Here is an 18,960-nt window from a genome sequence, read left to right on the forward strand (position 1 = left end):
TGAGCCCTTACCTCACCAACTAGCTAATCAGACGCGAGTTCATCCTCAGGCGAATTACATTTCACCTCTCGGCATATGGGGCATTAGCAGTCGTTTCCAACTGTTGTTCCCCTCCTAAGGGCAGATCCTCACGCGTTACTCACCCGTCCGCCACTAACCCCGAAGGGTCCGTTCGACTTGCATGTGTTAAGCACGCCGCCAGCGTTCATCCTGAGCCAGGATCAAACTCTCCATGTTAGTTATTAACTCCGAAAAGCTAATAATCAATTAGTCACTCCGTGAAAGAGCAACCCGAAAAGCATGTCCCGGATACCTCAGTATCCGTTTCTGTCTTCTTCCTTGACTTAACGAAAACACTCGTGCTATCGTTAAACCAATTTAATCCTTGACAGGAACCTTGGCTTTGTTTCTAGATTATGTAGTTGTCGAGGTTCGCTTCGTCCCTCAGTAAGCAGTTCGTTCGAGCCGCTTCCCTCAGGCGCTTTATCAATATAGGGCGGATTCTCGGCAGTGTCAACACTTTAATCGAAGAAAGTTTTTTCGTTCAAAACCCTTGCGATGCAAGGGTTTTTGGCGTTCTAGGGCAAGGTTGTGGGTGGATTTAGTCAATTTTTTTCGGAAAAAGCTTTTTTGTCTACACCGCATCTAGGGGGCGGGAGCGGCTACAAAGCGGCACAGCTAGCGTCGTGAGATCTATGCGGGGTAAGGGTTAAGGGCATTAAGGTGGCGTTAATCCAGCTCTGTGATTGGGGCTACAGACAATCCTGGCAAACCACTTGATGGCTGCACGAGCAGACGGTTTTGAGGGCGGGCTTGATTTGAGAGCAAGGTTATCGGTAAGGAGTTCGTCGCCGTCACGATCTATTGGGACAGGTCTGTTGAATACTAGTAGAGTATTGAGCCAGAGCCTGGACCAACGGGGGAATCTGTGAATTTTCAGTCTGTAATTGCGACGCTGAACGACTTTTGGGCCAAACAGGGCTGCGTGATTATGCAGCCCTACGATACGGAGAAAGGGGCGGGGACGAAGAGCCCGCACACATTTTTGCGAGCGTTGGGGCCGGAGCCGTGGGCGGTGGCCTATGCAGAACCGTGTCGACGACCGGCGGATGGCCGCTACGGGGAGAATCCGAACCGTTACCAGCACTATTTTCAGTACCAGGTGTTGATTAAGCCATCGCCAAGTGATATTCAGGAAACCTATATAGAGTCGCTGCGATCGCTGGGCATCAAGCCAGAAGACCACGACATTCGCTTTGTGGAGGACAACTGGGAAGATGCAGCGGTGGGAGCCTGGGGCGTGGGCTGGGAGGTGTGGCTGGACGGCATGGAGATTACCCAGTTCACCTATTTTCAGCAGTGCGGGGGGATTGACTGTCGGCCGGTGTCGATTGAGCTGACCTACGGGCTGGAGCGGTTGACGATGTATTTGCAGGAGGTGGATGCGATCGCCAAGATTCGGTGGAATGATCGGCTGACCTACGGCGACATCTATATGCAGGCAGAAATCGAAAATTCGACTTACAACTTTGAAGCCTCAAGCCCTGAACTGCTGTTTACGCTGTTTAGCCTATATCAGCAAGAGGCTGAACAGCTTATGGATAGAGGCTTGGTGCTGCCCAGCTACGACTACGTGTTGAAGTGCTCCCATACCTTTAATCTGCTAGATGCACGGGGGGTAATTTCAGTGACAGAGCGCACTCGCTATATTCGCCAAGTGCGTGGGCTAGCCCGGCGGGTGGCGCAGCTGTATCTGGAGCAGCGGGAAAAGTTGGGATTTCCGCTGCTGGAGAGGGAAGATAAACGGGTGGCATAGGTATTGAACGCTCACTTCTGCTAGCCCCCAGTTAGGACTGGAGTCTGTGCAGGCTAGCGTACAGTCCTTCCACTTTTAGTAATTCAGGATGGGTGCCAACCTCTACAATTTGGCCTTGGTTGAGCACCACAATTTGATCGGCCCGTCGGATGGTGGACAGGCGGTGAGCGACCACGAAGGTAGTACGGCCTCCCATCAGTTGCTGGAGGGCTGACTGAATGAGGGATTCGGAAGCGGTGTCTAGGGACGCCGTGGCTTCGTCCAGGATGAGCACTCTGGGATCGCGGATGAGGGCGCGAGCAATGGTGAGACGCTGGCGCTGACCGCCGGAAAGCTTGGCCCCGTTTTCGCCAATCAGGGTGTCTAGCCCCTGGGGCAGGCGGTGAATAAATTCATCGGCATTGGCGGCTTCGATGGCCCAATGTAGTTTTTGTTCGTCCGCGCTGTCGGTGCCGTAGAGGATATTTTCACGAACGGTGCCCTCAAACAGGATGGTGTCTTGGGAAACCACGGAGACCCAGCGACGGTAGGTGCGCAGGTCGAGACCGTTCATGTCTTGACCATCGAGGTAGAGGGTGCCCTGGGTCGGGCGGAGAAAGCCAATGACCAGGTTGATAAAGGTTGATTTGCCGGCCCCGGATGGACCGACCAGGGCGATGGTTTGTCCTGGAGGTACGATGAGGGAAATGTTGTGCAGGGCGGCGTGGACCTGGTGGGGATAGGCAAAGCCAACCTGATCAAAGCGGAAATTTCCTTGAACGTGGGCGATCGCGAGCTTGCCCTGATTTTGTTCTAGATCCGGGCATTCCAGGACTTCCCCCACCGATCGAATGGCCTCAAAGCCAGTGGAGATTTGCGGCATTACCGTCAAAATCATGACGGTGGAGGTGGTGAGGGTGTCGAAGTAACCCGATAGCAACACCACATCTCCGGCGGTCAGCCCCTGACGGCCCTGGTAAGCCAGCCAGGCGGCGGTGATCAGGCAAAGTGCATTAAACGACCGCAGCACAACCCAGGTGGAGGCATTGGTGATGGCGTTGATGGTGTCCAAGCACAGGCCTGCCTGCTTGACCGCCTCCAACTGCTGGTTGGTGCGGCGCATGGCTTCGGCCTCAACCCCGTGGGCGCGGGTGATGGGAATCAGCTTGAGGGCATCGCTGAGGTTGGCTGACATGCCCTCAACCTGCCTGCGAAAGGTATGATTGCGATCGCGCATTGGCTTTCGTAGCCCCCAAATCAGCAGCACCGCTGCCGGGACGGTAGCCAGGAAAAATAGCAGAAACCAGGGGGCGCGGCGGGCAGTAATAGAAATCGCGATGATAATAGTCAACACTGCCGATGGGACAAACTGGAATAGGTAGCTGGTCAGCTGCTCAATTTTTTCTACGTCCTGCAGCAGTTTGGCCTGAAGTACGCCAGTGCTGCGCTGCCAGTGAAATCCCATCGATAGTTCCTGAAGCCGCTGGGTCATAGCTGACCGCAGGTTGGCCTCCATTTGGCGAGTGGCCCGAATGTGCAGATAGTGGGTAGGCAGATTTTGCGCAATCATCACCGCCAGCAGGGCTCCGTTTAGCCAAAGTTCATGCAGGCTATGCTGGCTGGGCTGAGCCACAATATCAACCACGTTAGCGATGATAAGAGGCCTCACCCATTCAGGGCTGTGCTTAATCAGAAAAAATCCAAAGGATTCCACCAGTTTTGGCCAATCGTGCCGATACAGGTTGAGCAGGGTCAAAAAAGGAGCATCGCTGCGATACTTGGTCAGTAGCGATGCGGTAGGGGATGGGGTGGGAGATGGGGACTGGTCGATCATTGGGTTAGGTGACTACCAGTTCCTTCATATCTCAGCCCCCAGCGAAGCATCAACCATAGAAGTCACGGTTAAGGCCATTCTCCTGGTGTAGCGGGGGGCTGTCGACTCTGCTAACTACGGACTCAAACTTTGCGCTTTAGGACGACTAGGGTGATGTCGTCGTAGATGTTGTGGTTGCCAATGTGAGCGTGCAGATCGGCGATAATAGCCGTGCTGATTGTTTGAGCCGACTGGGCTGAATGCTGCTGTGCCACCCGGATGAGGCGCTCCAAACCATAGAACTTGCGATCGCAATTTTCGGCTTCGGTAATGCCGTCGGTGTAAAGCACTACAGCATCGCCGACTCCCAGGTCAATGTGATGCTGGGCAATAAAATCGGAAATATTGTCTGTCAGCCCCACCGGGTATCCCAGGTTGAAGGTGTCGATGCACTCGACAGCACCGCTAGCGCGGACGACAATCACTTCTTCGTGCTGGCCGCTGATGGAGAGTCTGCCGTCGCGGTAGTTGATCAGGGCTAGCGACAGGTTGCGAAAGGAACCCATGCGCAGGCGATTTTGGTACATCACCTGGTTGAGGGCCTTAAACGCAACCAGCGGATCCGTTATCTCCAAAGCCTGGAGCATGCGCACCGCCGTCTGGGTCATGATCATCAGCACGCCGCTTTCGAGGCCGTGGCCGGTGACATCGCCAATGCCAATGGTGACCCGACTGTGGTCGTTCTGCGGCCCGCTGCCGGGCAGAACATCGTAGTAGTCGCCCCCCACTTCCTCGGCGGCTTCCATAAAGCCGGCAATGTCGAGGTGGGCGATCGCAGCCAGCTCCTCTGGCTTGGGCAACATCATCTGCTGGAGCTGGCGGGCCACGCTCAGCTCGGCCTTCATGCGGGTGTTGTCGGCCTGGAGAGCCTGGTTTAGATTGGTAATTTCCGCATTGGCAGCGGTGAGAGCAGCTTCGGCCTGCTGGCGCTGGCCCACTTCCTGGCGAAGCTGGGCCATGGCTTGCTCCAGGCGGTGTGACTGCTGCTCTAGCTCCCAGCTGTACTGCACGCCGCGAGAAACCTCCGCCAGCATTTCAATTACCACAGCGGCGGTAGGAAAGGATTCGGTCTCAACCCCCAACCAGGGCAGCGGGTGAATAGGCCCTGGACTGGAGGATACAATGCAAAACTGGCCATCAGCCTGGGCCTGGCCAATGTAGCAATCTTTTTGCAGGTGGTGGTTGGGTTCGCAGCACACCTCGCCGCTGGGGGAGTCCCAGCACTGCCCGTAGGCCGCCGCTCGCACCGCCTCACTGGACACCGTCTGGGCCCGCTCGACCGCCTGCCGCCACAGGTAAACCTGGGTGTAGGCCGTTTGAATGGGGGAACTTGTCACTCGATTAGCGCCGTAGCGCTGCTTAAAGTTGGCGACGAACCGCTGGTTGGCGGGCGTGTCTAAGCTTTGAAAGTAGCTGCGGCAGGCGTAGTGCCCAGCGGCGGCGGAACCAATGCGCTGGAGTTCGGCCTCGGCCATGCTCATGGCCATAATCGGCATTTGGCTAGGGGTTAGCCCCGCCTCCTGAAACTGCCGGTAGAGGGCCAGGTTGCTATCGCCGTTGACGGTGCTAAATACCGCATCGGGTTGCAGGCGCAGCAAATCTTGGATCACAGCCTTAAACTCGGTGGTTCCCAGAGGTACGTAGGCCTCTCCCGCCAGATCGCCGTGACGGTGGCGCAGCTGCCCCTTGAGAATTTTATTGGTCACCCGAGGAAACACATAGTCTGCCCCTAGCAGGTAAATGCGCTGCTTGCCTTGGGCCAGGAGCCATTCGAGGGCGGGTTCTACCTGCTGGTTAGGGCAAGAGCCGCTGTAGAATACCCAGGGTGACTGCTCTAGCCCTTCGTACTGCACGGGATACCACAGCAGCACCCGATGGGCCTCGAAGATAGGCACAATCACCTTACGGCTCAGGGATGTCCAGCAGCCAAATACCGTGGCCACCTGATCTACGGCGAGGAGTGTTTGAGCCATGGCCGCAAACTGCTGCGGATTTGAGGCCCCATCCCGGACAATCGGCTCCAGAGGACGACCCAGCACCCCCCCAGCCTGGTTAATTTCGGCGATCGCCATCAGGGCCGCATCCACCAGGGGCGCTTCGCTGAGGGCCATAGTGCCGGTCAGCGAGTGCAGCAGGCCAACGCGAATCGGTTCAGAAGGGGAGGGGCGCGGCATGAATTTAAGCGATCAGCACTGGCTTTTGAGCATTCGGCGATCATTTGGCGATCGCTCTAGATTACCCAGTAACAGACCCTAACCCTGCACCCCAGATGACAAAACCTGGCCATAAAAAACCGGCTGGTGCCGGTTCACTTAACCCAAATAGGAGCTAGCGGCAAACTACACCTGAGACTGATACGAGCGACCCATAAAATGCAGTGTAACAGGCGTAGGGGCAGCCGTAGCAGCCACTGTGGGGCTATGATACCTGGCGCTCCAGGCCACGCCCCGATACTTACCGATAACTTCCCCTTCGCGGGTTTCAACGCTTGGCCATCGGCCGGTGTATTCGGCACCAAGAAAACGCAGTCGCATAGGAATACCTTCGGTTAATTAATAGCTGGATTTCAAACAGATGTAACCAATGCACTACAGGGTTGCCTGAATTATGGCCGCAGAACATTAAGAAGTCCTGATAAGCTGTTAAGCATCTAAACTACATATTAGGGAGTGTATTTTGGTGAGTTATACATGCCAATCAAGAATTACCTAACGGCCGAAGAGAAACAGGAATTGCAGAAGCAGCTTAAATTTCATGAGCATCCCGACGTTCGTGAGCGTATTCTAATTCTGCTATTGCGAAATGATGGCAGAAAACAGCAAGAGATTGCAGACTTTCTAGGTTGCTCCTTAAGGAAAGTAGCCTATTGGTGTGCCCACGGAAATCCAAGTGACTTAGCCAGTTTAACCGATGAACGAATGCATGGGAATTATCATAAGGCCACCGATCAATATGTCAACTTATTATTGGATGTCATTGAGAAAGAGCCTCAAGAATTGGGGTACGAATTTGGTCGATGGACGGCGGCTCGGCTCGCCACATATTTAGAACAAGAAACCGGGATTCAGCTAAGTGGGAGTCAAGTGAGGAGGATTCTCAAGTCAAAAAAGTACGTTTACCTCTGGGCCAAATATAGCTTAGAGGAGAAGCAAGATCCAGAGAAGCGAAAACTCTTCAAGGCAAAACTGGAGGAGTATTTAAGAATTACTAAAGAATCCCCAGAGAAGCTCCAGGTCTGGTTTTGGGATGAATGTGGCTTTAGTTTGAGAGTGACACGTCGAAAGGATTGGGTCAAGAAAGGGACGCGCAAGAAGGTTTCTGGAATTCGACGGAAAGGACGTATCAATGTGATGGGAGGAATCCGCTATTCGGACAAGAAGCGGTTGGTGGACTTTCTCCCCAAAGGAACCGGTGAAAATTTTTATAAGGTTCTCAAGAACTTTTACGAGGAGGTTATTTATGACTGGGCTGGCGAGGATAGGAGCGTGAGCGAATTTGAGAAAGACGGGCCTAAGGTTGTGATTATTTTAGACAATGCGAGTATTCACAAAAAGGAGGAATTTACAGAGAAGATAAAGTTAGAGATGCCAAATTTAGTTTTGGAGTTTTTACCTGAGTATAGCCCGGACTACAATCTGGTCGAATTGGTTTGGCATTCAGCAAAAGAGTTCATCTCAAATCGTTTATTTAAGTCTATTGAAGATCTCGAGGCTCTTATCAATAAGCTTCTCAATGAAGGAGAACTGGCCATAAATTGGCATCGGAAGGTGAAAAACAAGGGAAGTGCTATTGATGCAATTTAGATGCGCAACAGCTTATAAGCATTAAATTGACAAATTTGTTACAGAAATTTTTCTCTTTATCTCAACTAAAATGAACAATGATTGAGTCCCAATGTCCTTTGTGCTACGGCAACCAGGCGCGGGAAATACACCGTGACCAGGGTTCCAAGGGCGATCGCCCCCCCGTGGTGAGCCTGAACCTGCGCGCCTACTACCGCTGCGATCGCTGCAACCTCATCTTCGTGCTGCCCGGCAGCTTTCTCACGCCCCAAGCCGAAAAAGCCGAGTACGACCGCCATCAAAACGATTCCTGCGATCCGGGCTACCGCCGCTTTCTGGGTCGCCTAGCTACCCCCCTCATAGGCTGCCTTGCCCCCCAAAGCCAGGGACTGGACTTTGGCTCTGGCCCTGGGCCAACCCTCTCGGTCATGCTCGAAGAGGCGGGCCACAGCGTTGCCCTCTTTGATCTGTTCTACGCCAACAATGTCGACGTTTTCGATCGCCAGTACGCGTTCATTACCGCCACCGAAGTGATCGAACATCTGCGCCAGCCTCGCCTAGAGCTAGATCGGCTCTGGCGCTGCCTTCGGCCTGGCGGTTGGCTGGGCATTATGACCAAGCTCTCCCGCGACGACGCGGCCTTTGCCCGCTGGCACTACAAGAGCGATCGCACCCACATCTGCTTTTTTTCGCGCCAGACCTTTGAATGGCTGGCAAAACGATGGCAGGCCAAGCTCACCATTCTGGGGCAGGACGTGATTTTGCTGCACAAGGAACGCGATTTGGCCCCCCAGGAGCCAGACCCCATCGGCTAGGCAGCATCGGCGCGGACGGCGCGGGGACTAACCCACCACCACCGACTCGGCCTGCGACGCATCTTCGACCTCGGCCACCGGAGACGCCGGAGCGACCGGCTCTCGGTGGCTAAAGGCCAGCTTGCCGTTTTGCACATCTACCCCTATGATGGCGCCCTGGGCAAAGGTGGTCTCTAAAATCTGAGTGGCAATGGGGTTTTCGAGCAGTCGCTGGATGGCCCGCTTGAGGGGACGCGCCCCGTACACCGGGTCGTAGCCGCTCTGGGCGATGAAGTCGATGGCCTGATCGGTAATAGCCAGGGAAATTGCCTGGTCAGCCAGTCGGCGCTCTACCCGGTGAATTTGCAGGGCGACGATCTTGCGCAGCTCGGTCTTGCGCAGCGAGTGGAAGAGGATAAGGTCATCGACTCGGTTGAGAAACTCAGGTCGAAACTGCTTTTGCAGCACCTTGAGCACCTGGGTGCGCATTTCGTCGTAGCGATCGTCGTCCCCTGCCAGCTCTAGAATTAGGTCGCTGCCCAGGTTGCTGGTCATAATCACCACGGTGTTGCGAAAATCGACCCGGTGGCCCTGGGAGTCGGTGATGCGGCCGTCGTCGAGCACCTGCAAAAGAATGTTGAACACATCGGGGTGGGCCTTTTCCACTTCGTCGAGCAGCACCACGGAATAGGGGTGACGGCGCACCGCTTCGGAAAGCTGGCCGCCGTCTTCGTAGCCGACGTAGCCGGGAGGTGCCCCCACCAGCCGCGACACGGCATTTTTCTCCATGTACTCCGACATGTCGATGCGAATCAGGGCATCTTCGGTGTCAAAGAGAAACTCGGCCAGGGCGCGGGCCAGCTCGGTTTTGCCCACCCCCGTCGGCCCCATAAACAGGAACGACCCCAGGGGACGGCCCTGGTCGTTCATGCCCGCCCTAGCGCGGCGAATGGCGGCGGCAACGGCCTCCACGGCCTCATCTTGACCGATTACCCGCTCGTGCAGGTGGCCCTCCAGCTGGAGCAGCTTTTGCCGCTCCGACTCCATCAGCCGGTTGACCGGAATGCCCGTCCACTTGGCGACGATTTCGGCAATGTCGGCCTCGGTTACCTGTTCGCGCAGGAGGGTGATGCCCTGGGCCTGCACTTCGATCAGCTGGGCCTCTAGGGCTTCGCGATCGCGCTGAATCGCCTCCAGCCTGCCGTACTTAAGCTGGGCTGCTTTGTTCAGGTCGTAGGCGCGCTCGGCCTGCTCGATCTGAAGGCGAATCTGGTCTTCTTCTTCCTTGAGGGCGTTGATGGCGTCGAGGGCCTGCTTTTCGCCCTGCCACTGACCGCTGAGGGCCTGCTGCTTGGTTTGAAGGTCGGCAATTTCTTGCTCAATGCGGCCCAGCCTTGCCCGCGAGGCGGGAGTGGCCGACCCGTTTTCGGCCTCCAGAGAGAGCTTTTCCATCTCCAGCTGCATGAGGCGGCGATCGATGCCCTCCAGCTCTTCGGGCTTGGAGGTAATCTCCATTTTGAGCTTGGCGGCGGCTTCATCCACCAGGTCGATGGCCTTGTCGGGCAAAAAGCGATCGGCAATGTAGCGATCTGACAGCACCGCCGCCGCCACCAGGGCGCTGTCGGCAATCTCGACGCCGTGGTAGGACTCGTAGCGCTTTTTCAGGCCCCGCAAAATTGAAATGGTATCGTCGGCGCTGGGCTGGCCCACGTACACCTGCTGAAAGCGGCGCTCCAGGGCGGCGTCTTTTTCGATGTGCTTGCGGTACTCGTCGAGGGTGGTGGCGCCAATGCAGCGCAGCTCGCCCCGCGCCAGCATGGGTTTGAGCAGGTTGCTGGCATCCATGGTGCCCTGGCCCGCCCCGGCCCCCACGACGGTGTGCAGCTCGTCAATAAAGAGCACGATCTGCCCGGCGGAGTCGGTGACCTCGCGCAGCACCGATCGCAGCCGCTCTTCAAACTCGCCGCGAAACTTGGCTCCGGCAATCAGCCCGCCAATGTCCAGCGAAATCAGCGTGCGACCCTTGAGCGACTCGGGCACTTCGCCGTTGATAATGCGCTGGGCCAGGGCTTCGGCGATCGCCGTCTTGCCCACCCCCGGCTCGCCAATCACCACCGGGTTGTTCTTCGTGCGGCGCGAGAGCACCTGAATCACCCGGCGAATTTCGTCGTCGCGACCAATGACCGGATCGAGCTGGCCGTCGCGGGCTAGCTGGGTCAGGTCAATGCCAAATTTTTCGAGGGCTTCGTACTGCTGCTCGGGGTTTTGATCCACCACCTTCTGACTGCCGCGCACCGCCTGTACGGCGGCCATTAGCTCCGGGCCTTCGACATTAAAGCCCCGCAGCAGCCGTCGGCCAATCCGCTCGTCTTCTTGAAAGCCCAGCAGCAGGTGCTCGACGGAGATAAATTTGTCTTTGAGCGTGTTGCGCGCCGCCTCGGCTTGGTCGAGCATGCGATCGAGGCTCTGGCCCAGGTAGAGATTGCTGTCGAGGCCGGGCCGCACGCGGGCCTGGCGCTTGGCAAAGGTCTCCAGCTCATCGAGCAGCAGATCGCAGTCGAGATTGGCCTTGGCCAGAATTTTGTGAGCCAGCCCGTCCTCTTCCTGGTCGAGCATGGCGATGATGACATGCTCAACCTCCATATACTGATGTTTGCAGCGACGGGCCACGTCCTGGGCTTCAACAATGGCGTCCCAGGCTTTGGCGGTAAACTTGTCGGGATCGGTTGGCTGCATAATCTCCGTGGGCGGGCGAGCTTAAACTTTGCTTTTTGTAACGGTTGGACGTTCAGTATACCAGGTGGGCGCTGGGGCTGAGGATGGCTGGCTATGGCGGATAACCGTTGGTTTAAAGCATAGGGCAGGTAACGGTTACAGACTGTTTAGAAGCCGTGACGGATTCGACGCGCGGCGGGTTGCGGCGGGGTAGAAGCCGAGGAATTGGCAGCAACGCCTACCCCTGTCTCTGCCGCCCTAGCGGCCTGGGCCACTAACGATAGCCCCCCAAGGGCGGCTGACATGGCTCTGCTAAACGCTGACCTCTACATCTGCACTGAATCTGCACTGAGCTTCAAATTTCTTTACGATATTGGCAGGTGAAGACAGTGACGTCTACATAAATAAGGAGTTCACCGTGGTAAAAAAGCTGTTATGGGTAGTGCTAGCCGCCGCCGCCGCCCTGGTGATTGGGGTGGGCCTGGCGCCAGCGGCTAAGGCTGGTATTGTCGCCGAGCCGGTGCTGTACAACGCTGATGGGCAGACCTTCGAGGGCTATTTTGCCGTCAACCAAAATTTTGGCAAAACCCATCCTCTGGTGGTCATCGTCCACGACTGGAATGGCCTGGATGACTACGAAAAACGCCGGGCCGAGATGCTGGCCGAGCAGGGCTATGCAGCCTTTGCGATAGATCTTTATGGCCAGGGCGTGCGGCCCAGCAACCGCGACGAGGCGCAGGCCCAAAGCAGTGCGCTGTCCGCCGATCGCGCTACTATGCGATCGCGCCTGGAGGCAGGCCTAGCCCAAGCCCAGGCCATGGACGACATTGACAGCAGCCGCGTGGTCGCCATTGGCTACTGCTTTGGCGGCGGCGCAGTGCTCGAAATGGCCAGGGCCGGCATGGATCTGAACGGCTTTGTTACCTTCCACGGCAGTCTGGCCACCCCCGATGGGCAAGACTACAGCCAGGCTAAGGGCAGTATTCTAGTGCTCCACGGCTCCGACGATGGCTCGGTGCCCATGACCGCTGTGGCCCAGCTGGCCACCGAACTCGACGCCGCCGGGGTTGACTTTAATATGGAAATCTACGGCGGCACCGATCACGCCTTTACGGTGTGGAGCGATGCAGAACGCTATAACGGCATGGCCGATCGCCGCTCCTGGCGATCGCTAATGGCCTACCTAGACAAGACGCTGAGCTAGGTAATCTGCGGCAAGAGACGCCGGAGAAACCGGCTTGCGTAGGGGCGTTGGTGCTGAGCTGGAGGTAGCCACCAACGCCTCCACGGGTTAGCGATTTACTGAGTTTGGGAAAGATAGGCGCGATTGACTACTGTTCAGTTTCTTCAGTATTCCGGATCGCAAGGAGCCCCTATGATAGCTACCACAACTCGGCACCGCCTAGTCACCCGCAGCGATTTTGACGGCCTCGTGTGTGCCGTGCTGATGCAGGAGATGAACCTGATAGACGACATCATGTTTGTCCACCCCAAAGACATGCAGGACGGCAGAGTAGAGGTGAACGCCAGCGACATTACCACGAACCTGCCCTACGTCGAGGGGGTACACCTGGCCTTTGACCACCACTCCAGCGAAATGCTGCGCAACCAGGGGCAGCGAGACAACCACATCATCGATCCCCAGGCTCCTTCGGCGGCGCGGGTGGTGTACAACTACTACGGCGGGGCCGCTCGGTTTCCCCACATTTCCGAAGAAATGATGGTGGCGGTAGACAAGGCAGATTCAGCCCAGTATGCCAGGGAAGAAGTTCTACAGCCCGAGGGGTGGACGCTGCTGAATTTCTTGATGGATGCCAGAACCGGGCTGGGGCGGTTCAAAGATTTTCGCATCTCCAACTACACCCTGATGATGCAGCTGATCGAGTACTGCAAAAACCACTCGATCGCCGAGATTTTGGCCCTGCCCGACGTAAAAGAGCGGGTCGATCTCTACTTCGCCCAAGAGCCTGAGTTCAAAGCCCAGATTCTGCGCTGCGCCACGGTTCACGACAATTTAGTTGTGCTCGATCTGCGGCAGGAGGCTGTGATTCACGCGGGCAATCGGTTCATGATTTACGCCCTGTTCCCCCAGTGCAACATCTCGATCCACGTCATGTGGGGACTCAAGCAGCAGAACACCGTGCTGGCGACGGGCAAGTCGATTTTCAACCGCACCTCTAAGACCAACATCGGCGAGCTGATGCTGAAGTACGGCGGCGGCGGCCACGATGCCGCTGGCACCTGCCAGATCGAAAACGATCGCGCCGAGCAGGTTTTGGCCGAACTGGTGAGCCGCATTAACGCCGACGGCTAGGCTGCATTTGGCTGACGCCTTGGTAAGCACACTTTCTGATCTGTAAGTTGCCTCAGACAAAGGGAATTTCGCAGCATCGGCAGGTGTGCTTTGCTTTAGGGACCGATGCCCTGAATTATGGCTTCAGATATTGCTCCCCTGCCCCGTCGCTCCCCTACTCCAATAAGTAGCCCTGAGCGGAATAGACGGTATGACCGCCCGATCGCCGACTTGATCCGACCGATTCCGCCTGGGGAGATGGGTACGCTCTAAGTACGTTTTGATTGCCGTCTCTGGGGGCCAGACTGTGGACCATTTTTCAACCCTGATCCTGCTGCTGCGCGATCGCGCCACCTTTCTAGACGAAGTTCGCCAGGGCAAAAAGATCGAGTCTAAAATTCTGTCGCTGCTGGTGGTCAGCTCGCTGTTTTTTGCCATCTATGGGGCCATTATTGGCGCATCGAGCGGCTGGCAGCAGCTGCTGGTATCGATGGTGAAGCTGCCCGCCCTGTATTTGCTGACCCTGCTGATCTGCCTACCAACGCTGTACTTTTTCGACATTTTGTTTGGCTCTAAGGCCGACTTTCGCCAGTATGCGGTGCTCAGCCTCACCACCGTGGCGGTGATCAGCGTGCTGCTGTTTAGCTTCGCCCCGGTAACGCTGTTCTTTTTGGTGTCCATTCGCAGCTACCACTTCTTTTTACTGCTGAATGTGGCTATTTTTGGCCTCACGGGTTTCATCGGGGTGCGGCTGTTTTACGCGGGCATTCGCTCGGTGATGAATTTTACAGAGGAGACGCCCCAAATTCGCAATCGGCTGCTGCTGTTTTGGCTTACCCTCTACGGCCTGGTGGGTAGCCAGCTGGGCTGGACGCTGCGCCCGTTCTTTGGTTCGCCGGGGCAGCCCTTTGAGCTATTCCGCCAGGTGGAGGGCAATTTTTATTCCCAGGTAATTCGCAGCTTTTTCTCGCTGCTGTTTGGCAGTTGATTTTCGGAGGGTAGGCAAACCACCGTTTATCCCTCCGGAAGCCCGGGCTGTTTGAGCCATGCCTAGATTGGGCCGTACCTAATTCTGCAACGCTATGGAATCTGATTTGCAGGGGCTACGCATCACCTACGACGAACTCGACCGGCTGACAGGGCTCGACATTGGCTCGGTGTTTATGGGCGGCATTGTCCGCCCTTCGGTGTGGCGATCGCGACGGCAATTGTGCTCATTGCTAATCACTGAATGCCTGGTGCTGGGCACCGTGTTTATCGTCTGCCTGGGCATTAGCCTGGTGCTGGTGCGCAATCTGCCAGGGTTTAGCCAGTTTGGAGCGCTGCTGCTGGGCGTTGCGACGGCGATCGCGCTGGGGACCGTCGCCTGGCACCTCTACCAGGGTTGGCGGTCTAACGCCTTTATTACCCTGGCGCGGCTGCTGGATGAGTGCGATCGCCACAACGAGATCATCCAGGCATTGCAGGTAATGGCCGAACTGGACGCGGCGCAGGGCAGCGGCTTGGGCCTGCAATATGGAGAGATATTGGCGGCCCTCCAGGCCACTCGCAGCAGCCTGGTTTCGGCCCTCATGACTGAGAAGATCATGCGTCGTCATCGGGCGCTGATGCAGCGACAGCAGGCCTTATTCAGCACCATTGAGACCAACCTGGCAACGCTGCAAGCGCTCCAGGTCAACCACCAGGCCAGCGAGTATCGCCAGTTTTTGCAGGAAGCATTCAACATTGGCCTTGCTGTACAGCAGGCGATGTGCACCCACATGCCGCCCTGCCTTGAGCCCCCCGATGCACAGGGGCGCTAGCAATCTCTAGCGAACTAATACCGCGCTCAAACAAAGGGCAGAGCCTTTTTCTCCTTCTCTAGAGGCGTATTTGCCGTTCATAATCTACAACTATCAGCCGATTATGGGCGCTTAAATTGTCGTTACTTTAAGGAAATGCAGCAAAAAGATTGTATCTAAATGTTTTCAACCAGCACTTCGCTTTACTACTGACATTATTCAGTCCGAATCCATTCAAGATAAATTTTTGCTGCTGTCATTCAGCTATCACTCAGTTGAGTGAAACGACAATACAAGGAGACGCAATGAAACGCTTTATTTTATGTTCTTTGTCTGCCACTATGGCCATGGCCGTAGGAACAGCGGCCCAAGCTCAAACCAATATCAACACGGCTGGTGCTAGATCAGAACAAGGCGTAGTGAGCCGATTTGAATACCGCAGCAACAGCCTGACCCGAGGCATTTTGTCGCCCGATGCCATAGGACCTAATAACCGAGCTATACCCGTAGAGAGCATGTCTTTCTATGGCTATGACACCAACGGCTATGACTCGTCCAACGGTATGACGGATGCTCGAAGCGCGGCGCCGACCGACGGCATTTTGTCCCCTGACTCCCAGGGCCCCAACAACCGCGCTGTGCCTAGCCAGGGCAGCACCAACAATGGGTCTATGTACAACAACCAGCCCATGGGGGGAACTCAAAACACGGCGCCGACCGACGGCATTTTGTCCCCTAACTCCCAGGGCCCCAACAACCGCGCTGTGCCCAGCCAGGGTAGCGGCACCAGCGGGTCCATGTACAACAACCAGCCCATGGGGGGGACTCAAAATACGGCGCCAACCAATGGCATCGTTTCCCCTAACTCCCAGGGTCCCAACAACCGCGCTGTGCCCAGCCAGGGCAGCACCAACAATGGGTCCATGTACAACAACCAGCCCATGGGGGGACCTCAAAACACAGCGCCGACCGACGGCATTTTGTCCCCCAACTCCCAAGGCCCCAACAACCGCGCTGTGCCTAGCCAGGGCAGCAGCACCAACCGCTAGATTCAGCTTTTCCTGGATCTAACGGTGGGCGGAATCTCTTAGTTCTAATCCACTTATCTCAAACGTCTCTGAATGTTTTAGCCTAAGTGACTTCTAACCTAATCTCAGTGGCTATGGCTATAGCCACTGAGATTAGAACTAAGGGTAAAGCCCGTTCCCGCCTGTGCGGGAATCTGTTCAGGAGCGTTGGAAACAAAGCGCCCTGATGGTGAGGGCTACGGCTGTATCAAATCAGCGGAGCGGGCAGGTTGCTGAATCAACACCTACTCCGCTCGCTCTGCTAGCTCCATCCAGCGCTCGGTTGAAGCGTCAATTGTAAGGGTGAGCTCTGCCAACCGCTCGGAGAGTTTGGCTACTTCGGCGTAGTCGCTGGGTGGGTTGCTGTAGAGCTGTTTCTCCAGCGCTTCTTTTTCAGCTTCCATGGCGGGAATTTGGGCTTCAAGCTGCTCATATTCCCGCTTTTCTTTGTAGGAAAGTTTTCTGGGTTTGGCCTCAACTGCTTCGGTTGCTTTCCCCATCGATTGGGCAGGGACAACGGCTGGCAATTTGCTGGCGATCGCCTGTTTTTCAATCACTTTTTCCGCATCTGAGGCCGCTTTTTTGTAGTCTAAATACACCGAGTAGTTGCCCGGATAATTTCGCAGGATGCCTTCACCTTCGAAGGCAAAGATCGTGTTGACGGTGCGATCGAGAAAGTAGCGATCGTGGGAAACCACAATCACGCAGCCGTTAAACTCTTCCAGGTATTCTTCGAGCACGCCCAGGGTTTGCACGTCGAGGTCGTTGGTGGGCTCGTCGAGAATCAGCAGGTTCGGGGCCGCCAGCAGCACTCGCAGCAAAAACAATCGCCGCCGCTCGCCGCCGGAGAGTTTTTCCAGCGGAGAATACTGCTGATTAGAGGTAAACAAAAACCGCTCCAGCATCTGGGAGGCGGTAATTACGCTGCCGTCGCTGGTGGTGACCAGTTCGGCGGTTTCTTTCAGGTATTCGATCACCCGCTGGCTGGGGTTGGCGAACAGGTCTTCGGAATGCTGGTCGAAGTAGCCGACGTGGATGGTGCTGCCGATATCGACGCTGCCAGTGTCGGGCTCTAGCCGCCCGGTAATCACGTTCATCAGGGTCGATTTGCCGACGCCATTGGGGCCGATGATGCCGATGCGATCGTCGGGGGCAAAGGCGTAGGTAAATTCTTTGAAGAGGGTTTTGCCCTCGTAGCTTTTCGAGACATGCTCCAGCTCAATCACCTTTTTGCCGATGCGGCGGCCGACGGTGGAGATATCCACCTTGCCGAGGGATTCTTTGAACTCGCGGTTTTGCATGTCGCCAATGCGATCGATGCGGGCTTTTTGCTTGGTGCTACGGGCCTTAGGGCCGCGCTTGAGCCACTCCAGCTCGCGGCGCAGCACGCCAGCGTGCTTCTTTTGGCTGCTCTGGTCGGCGGCTTCAGCGAGGGCTTTTTTCTCCAGGTAGTAGGAATAGTTGCCCGCATAGCCGTAGAGGTCGCCCCGGTCAATTTCCAGAATGCGGTTGGTGACCTGGTCGAGAAAGTAGCGATCGTGGGTGATCAGCAGCAGCGCGCCGCGAAAGCCGCCCAGGTAGCTCTGCAGCCACTCCACCGATTCGGCATCGAGGTGGTTGGTAGGCTCGTCCATCAGCAAGGCATCGGGGTCAGAGAGCAGGGCAGCGGCGATCGCCACCCGTTTTCGATACCCGCCCGAGAGATCGCCCACTTTGGCGTCAAAGTTATCAATGCCCAGCTTGCTGAGAATGGCCTTGGCGCTGGTTTCCAGATCCCAAGCATCGGCGGCGGCGATTTTTTCGGAGACCGCGGAAAGCTTCGCCATCAGGGCATCGGCATCCCCCGTGCCCTGGGCCATATGGTGGGAAATATCCTCGTACTCGCGAATCAGCGCCATCTGCTCGCCCGCGTCGGCAAACACCTGCTCTAGGACGGTGCGATCGGCCTCAAAGTCGGGCTGTTGGGGCAGGTAGACAATCTTGGCCCCAGGGTTGACCCAAAAATCGCCGCCGTCGAAGGGCTCTAGCCCGGCAATCATCTTCAGCAGGGTCGATTTGCCAGAGCCGTTGGTGCCAATCAGGCCCACTTTATCGCCCTCATCCAGGCTAAAGCTGGCATCGCGGAGAATTTCCTTGATGCCAAAGTCTTTGGTGGCCGATTTTAGAGTAAATAAAGTCATGGGGGGCTGGGTCTTGAACCCCTCGATCATAGACCCTAGGGTATGCTGGCGGGGGCAAATCCGTGTCGCGGCCTGCGCGCCTAGCACAATGGCTAACGATAAAATCCCTTACAGCTTGAGCCACCATGCTGAGCTAAGACTAGCTGAGCGCAAAATTAAATGGGCTTGGGTCGCTATTACAGTCACCGATCCAACTCTGACTGAACCCCACCCAAAAGATGCCACCTGCCAATGCGCTTACCGGGCGATACCCGAGGCAGGCGAACGAGTCTTGAAGGTTGTCTACAATAAAACTACCGATCCCTGGCATATAGTGACGATTCACTTCGATAGGCGAATGCGAGGCAGGCTATGAACATTGAATACGATGCCGATGTTGATGCTCTTTACCTGCGGTTGGCCGAAGGTGAAATCTTAGAGTCCGATTCTATTGAACCTGACGTGATTTATGACTACGATGCCGACGATCGGGTAGTTGGGGTCGAGCTGTTGAGGGTACGCGCTAACTTACCAGAGCTGGCCATCAAAGCTTTTCCGTTTCGGAGCCTGGAGCAGCAGGTGGAATTTATGCACTTTTTAGAGGCGATCGCCGATGCCGACCTGCAAGCAAAACTTGCCTTTGCCAGACAAATTCTGCAAAACCAGCAGGCTTTGCTGCAAAGCGCCTGAGCGGGGTATCT

Annotated in this window: 15 protein-coding genes and 1 other annotated feature (1 of these 16 only partly in view); of the genes, 10 read left to right on the forward strand and 5 right to left on the reverse strand. The window is 56.2% G+C overall.

The genetic code is table 11. From position 1 onward, the window contains the following. Positions 1-140, reverse strand: a sequence feature (most likely nonfunctional fraction of RNA operon) (it extends 264 nt beyond the left edge of the window). 788 nt (positions 141-928) lie between these two features. After that, positions 929-1,816 carry a glycine--tRNA ligase subunit alpha gene (glyQ, locus tag LEPTO7104_RS0124640; RefSeq protein ID WP_017301259.1) on the forward strand — a complete coding sequence of 296 codons (888 nt, stop codon included), beginning with the start codon at positions 929-931 and terminating at the stop codon, positions 1,814-1,816. A gap of 31 nt (positions 1,817-1,847) precedes the next feature. Here the strand turns inward: glyQ and LEPTO7104_RS0124645 are convergent, their stop codons facing one another. From LEPTO7104_RS0124645 to LEPTO7104_RS43750, 3 genes are all read right to left on the reverse strand, one after another. Continuing rightward, on the reverse strand, positions 1,848-3,629 hold the full coding sequence (locus tag LEPTO7104_RS0124645) for an ABC transporter ATP-binding protein (protein ID WP_017301260.1): 1,782 nt from the start codon (positions 3,627-3,629) through the stop codon (positions 1,848-1,850). Between the two features lie 122 nt (positions 3,630-3,751). Then, the gene (locus LEPTO7104_RS0124650; RefSeq protein WP_017301261.1) at positions 3,752-5,842 is read right to left on the reverse strand and encodes a transporter substrate-binding protein; all 2,091 of its coding nucleotides are present in this window, start codon (positions 5,840-5,842) and stop codon (positions 3,752-3,754) included. Positions 5,843-6,007: 165 nt separating this feature from the next. Further along, positions 6,008-6,202 (reverse strand): DUF4278 domain-containing protein, encoded by a 195-nt coding sequence (locus tag LEPTO7104_RS43750; protein WP_071527305.1) that lies wholly within the window; start codon positions 6,200-6,202, stop codon positions 6,008-6,010. Positions 6,203-6,358: 156 nt separating this feature from the next. Between LEPTO7104_RS43750 and LEPTO7104_RS0124655 the strand changes: the two genes are divergently transcribed. Both LEPTO7104_RS0124655 and LEPTO7104_RS0124660 read left to right on the forward strand, forming a co-directional pair. Then, the gene (locus LEPTO7104_RS0124655; RefSeq protein WP_017297916.1) at positions 6,359-7,471 is read left to right on the forward strand and encodes an IS630 family transposase; all 1,113 of its coding nucleotides are present in this window, start codon (positions 6,359-6,361) and stop codon (positions 7,469-7,471) included. Positions 7,472-7,548: 77 nt separating this feature from the next. Continuing rightward, positions 7,549-8,265 (forward strand): class I SAM-dependent methyltransferase, encoded by a 717-nt coding sequence (locus tag LEPTO7104_RS0124660; protein WP_083887135.1) that lies wholly within the window; start codon positions 7,549-7,551, stop codon positions 8,263-8,265. Positions 8,266-8,292: 27 nt separating this feature from the next. On the opposite strand, the gene clpB is transcribed toward LEPTO7104_RS0124660, so the two are convergent. After that, the gene (clpB, locus tag LEPTO7104_RS0124665; protein ID WP_017301263.1) at positions 8,293-10,980 is read right to left on the reverse strand and encodes an ATP-dependent chaperone ClpB; all 2,688 of its coding nucleotides are present in this window, start codon (positions 10,978-10,980) and stop codon (positions 8,293-8,295) included. Positions 10,981-11,377: 397 nt separating this feature from the next. Between clpB and LEPTO7104_RS0124670 the strand changes: the two genes are divergently transcribed. From LEPTO7104_RS0124670 to LEPTO7104_RS0124690, 5 genes are all read left to right on the forward strand, one after another. Then, on the forward strand, positions 11,378-12,163 hold the full coding sequence (locus LEPTO7104_RS0124670) for a dienelactone hydrolase family protein (protein WP_071527411.1): 786 nt from the start codon (positions 11,378-11,380) through the stop codon (positions 12,161-12,163). Positions 12,164-12,334: 171 nt separating this feature from the next. Beyond that, entirely contained in the window at positions 12,335-13,273 is a 939-nt protein-coding gene (locus LEPTO7104_RS0124675) for an exopolyphosphatase (RefSeq protein WP_017301265.1), read from the forward strand. 286 nt (positions 13,274-13,559) lie between these two features. Continuing rightward, a complete protein-coding gene (locus LEPTO7104_RS0124680) occupies positions 13,560-14,240 on the forward strand; it encodes a hypothetical protein (protein ID WP_026073052.1) in 681 nt (226 codons plus the stop codon). Positions 14,241-14,334: 94 nt separating this feature from the next. After that, a complete protein-coding gene (locus LEPTO7104_RS35180; protein ID WP_017301267.1) occupies positions 14,335-15,054 on the forward strand; it encodes a hypothetical protein in 720 nt (239 codons plus the stop codon). A gap of 398 nt (positions 15,055-15,452) precedes the next feature. Beyond that, positions 15,453-16,082 (forward strand): hypothetical protein, encoded by a 630-nt coding sequence (locus LEPTO7104_RS0124690; RefSeq protein ID WP_155523762.1) that lies wholly within the window; start codon positions 15,453-15,455, stop codon positions 16,080-16,082. A gap of 263 nt (positions 16,083-16,345) precedes the next feature. Here the strand turns inward: LEPTO7104_RS0124690 and LEPTO7104_RS0124695 are convergent, their stop codons facing one another. Next, positions 16,346-18,280, reverse strand: a complete 1,935-nt coding sequence (locus LEPTO7104_RS0124695; protein ID WP_026073053.1) for an ABC-F family ATP-binding cassette domain-containing protein — start codon at positions 18,278-18,280, stop codon at positions 16,346-16,348. An 88-nt stretch (positions 18,281-18,368) separates the two neighbouring features. Between LEPTO7104_RS0124695 and LEPTO7104_RS43755 the strand changes: the two genes are divergently transcribed. After that, positions 18,369-18,635, forward strand: a complete 267-nt coding sequence (locus tag LEPTO7104_RS43755) for a DUF4258 domain-containing protein (protein ID WP_071527412.1) — start codon at positions 18,369-18,371, stop codon at positions 18,633-18,635. Beyond that, positions 18,632-18,949: a DUF2283 domain-containing protein gene (locus LEPTO7104_RS37340; RefSeq protein ID WP_017301270.1), complete on the forward strand. Its 318-nt coding sequence runs from the start codon at positions 18,632-18,634 to the stop codon at positions 18,947-18,949. Before LEPTO7104_RS43755 ends, LEPTO7104_RS37340 begins: the two co-directional genes overlap by 4 nt. The last annotated feature ends 11 nt before the right edge of the window (positions 18,950-18,960 follow it).

Origin of the sequence: Nodosilinea nodulosa PCC 7104, assembly GCF_000309385.1 — a bacterium.
In the GTDB taxonomy this organism is placed as follows: Bacteria; Cyanobacteriota; Cyanobacteriia; order Phormidesmidales; family Phormidesmidaceae; genus Nodosilinea; species Nodosilinea nodulosa.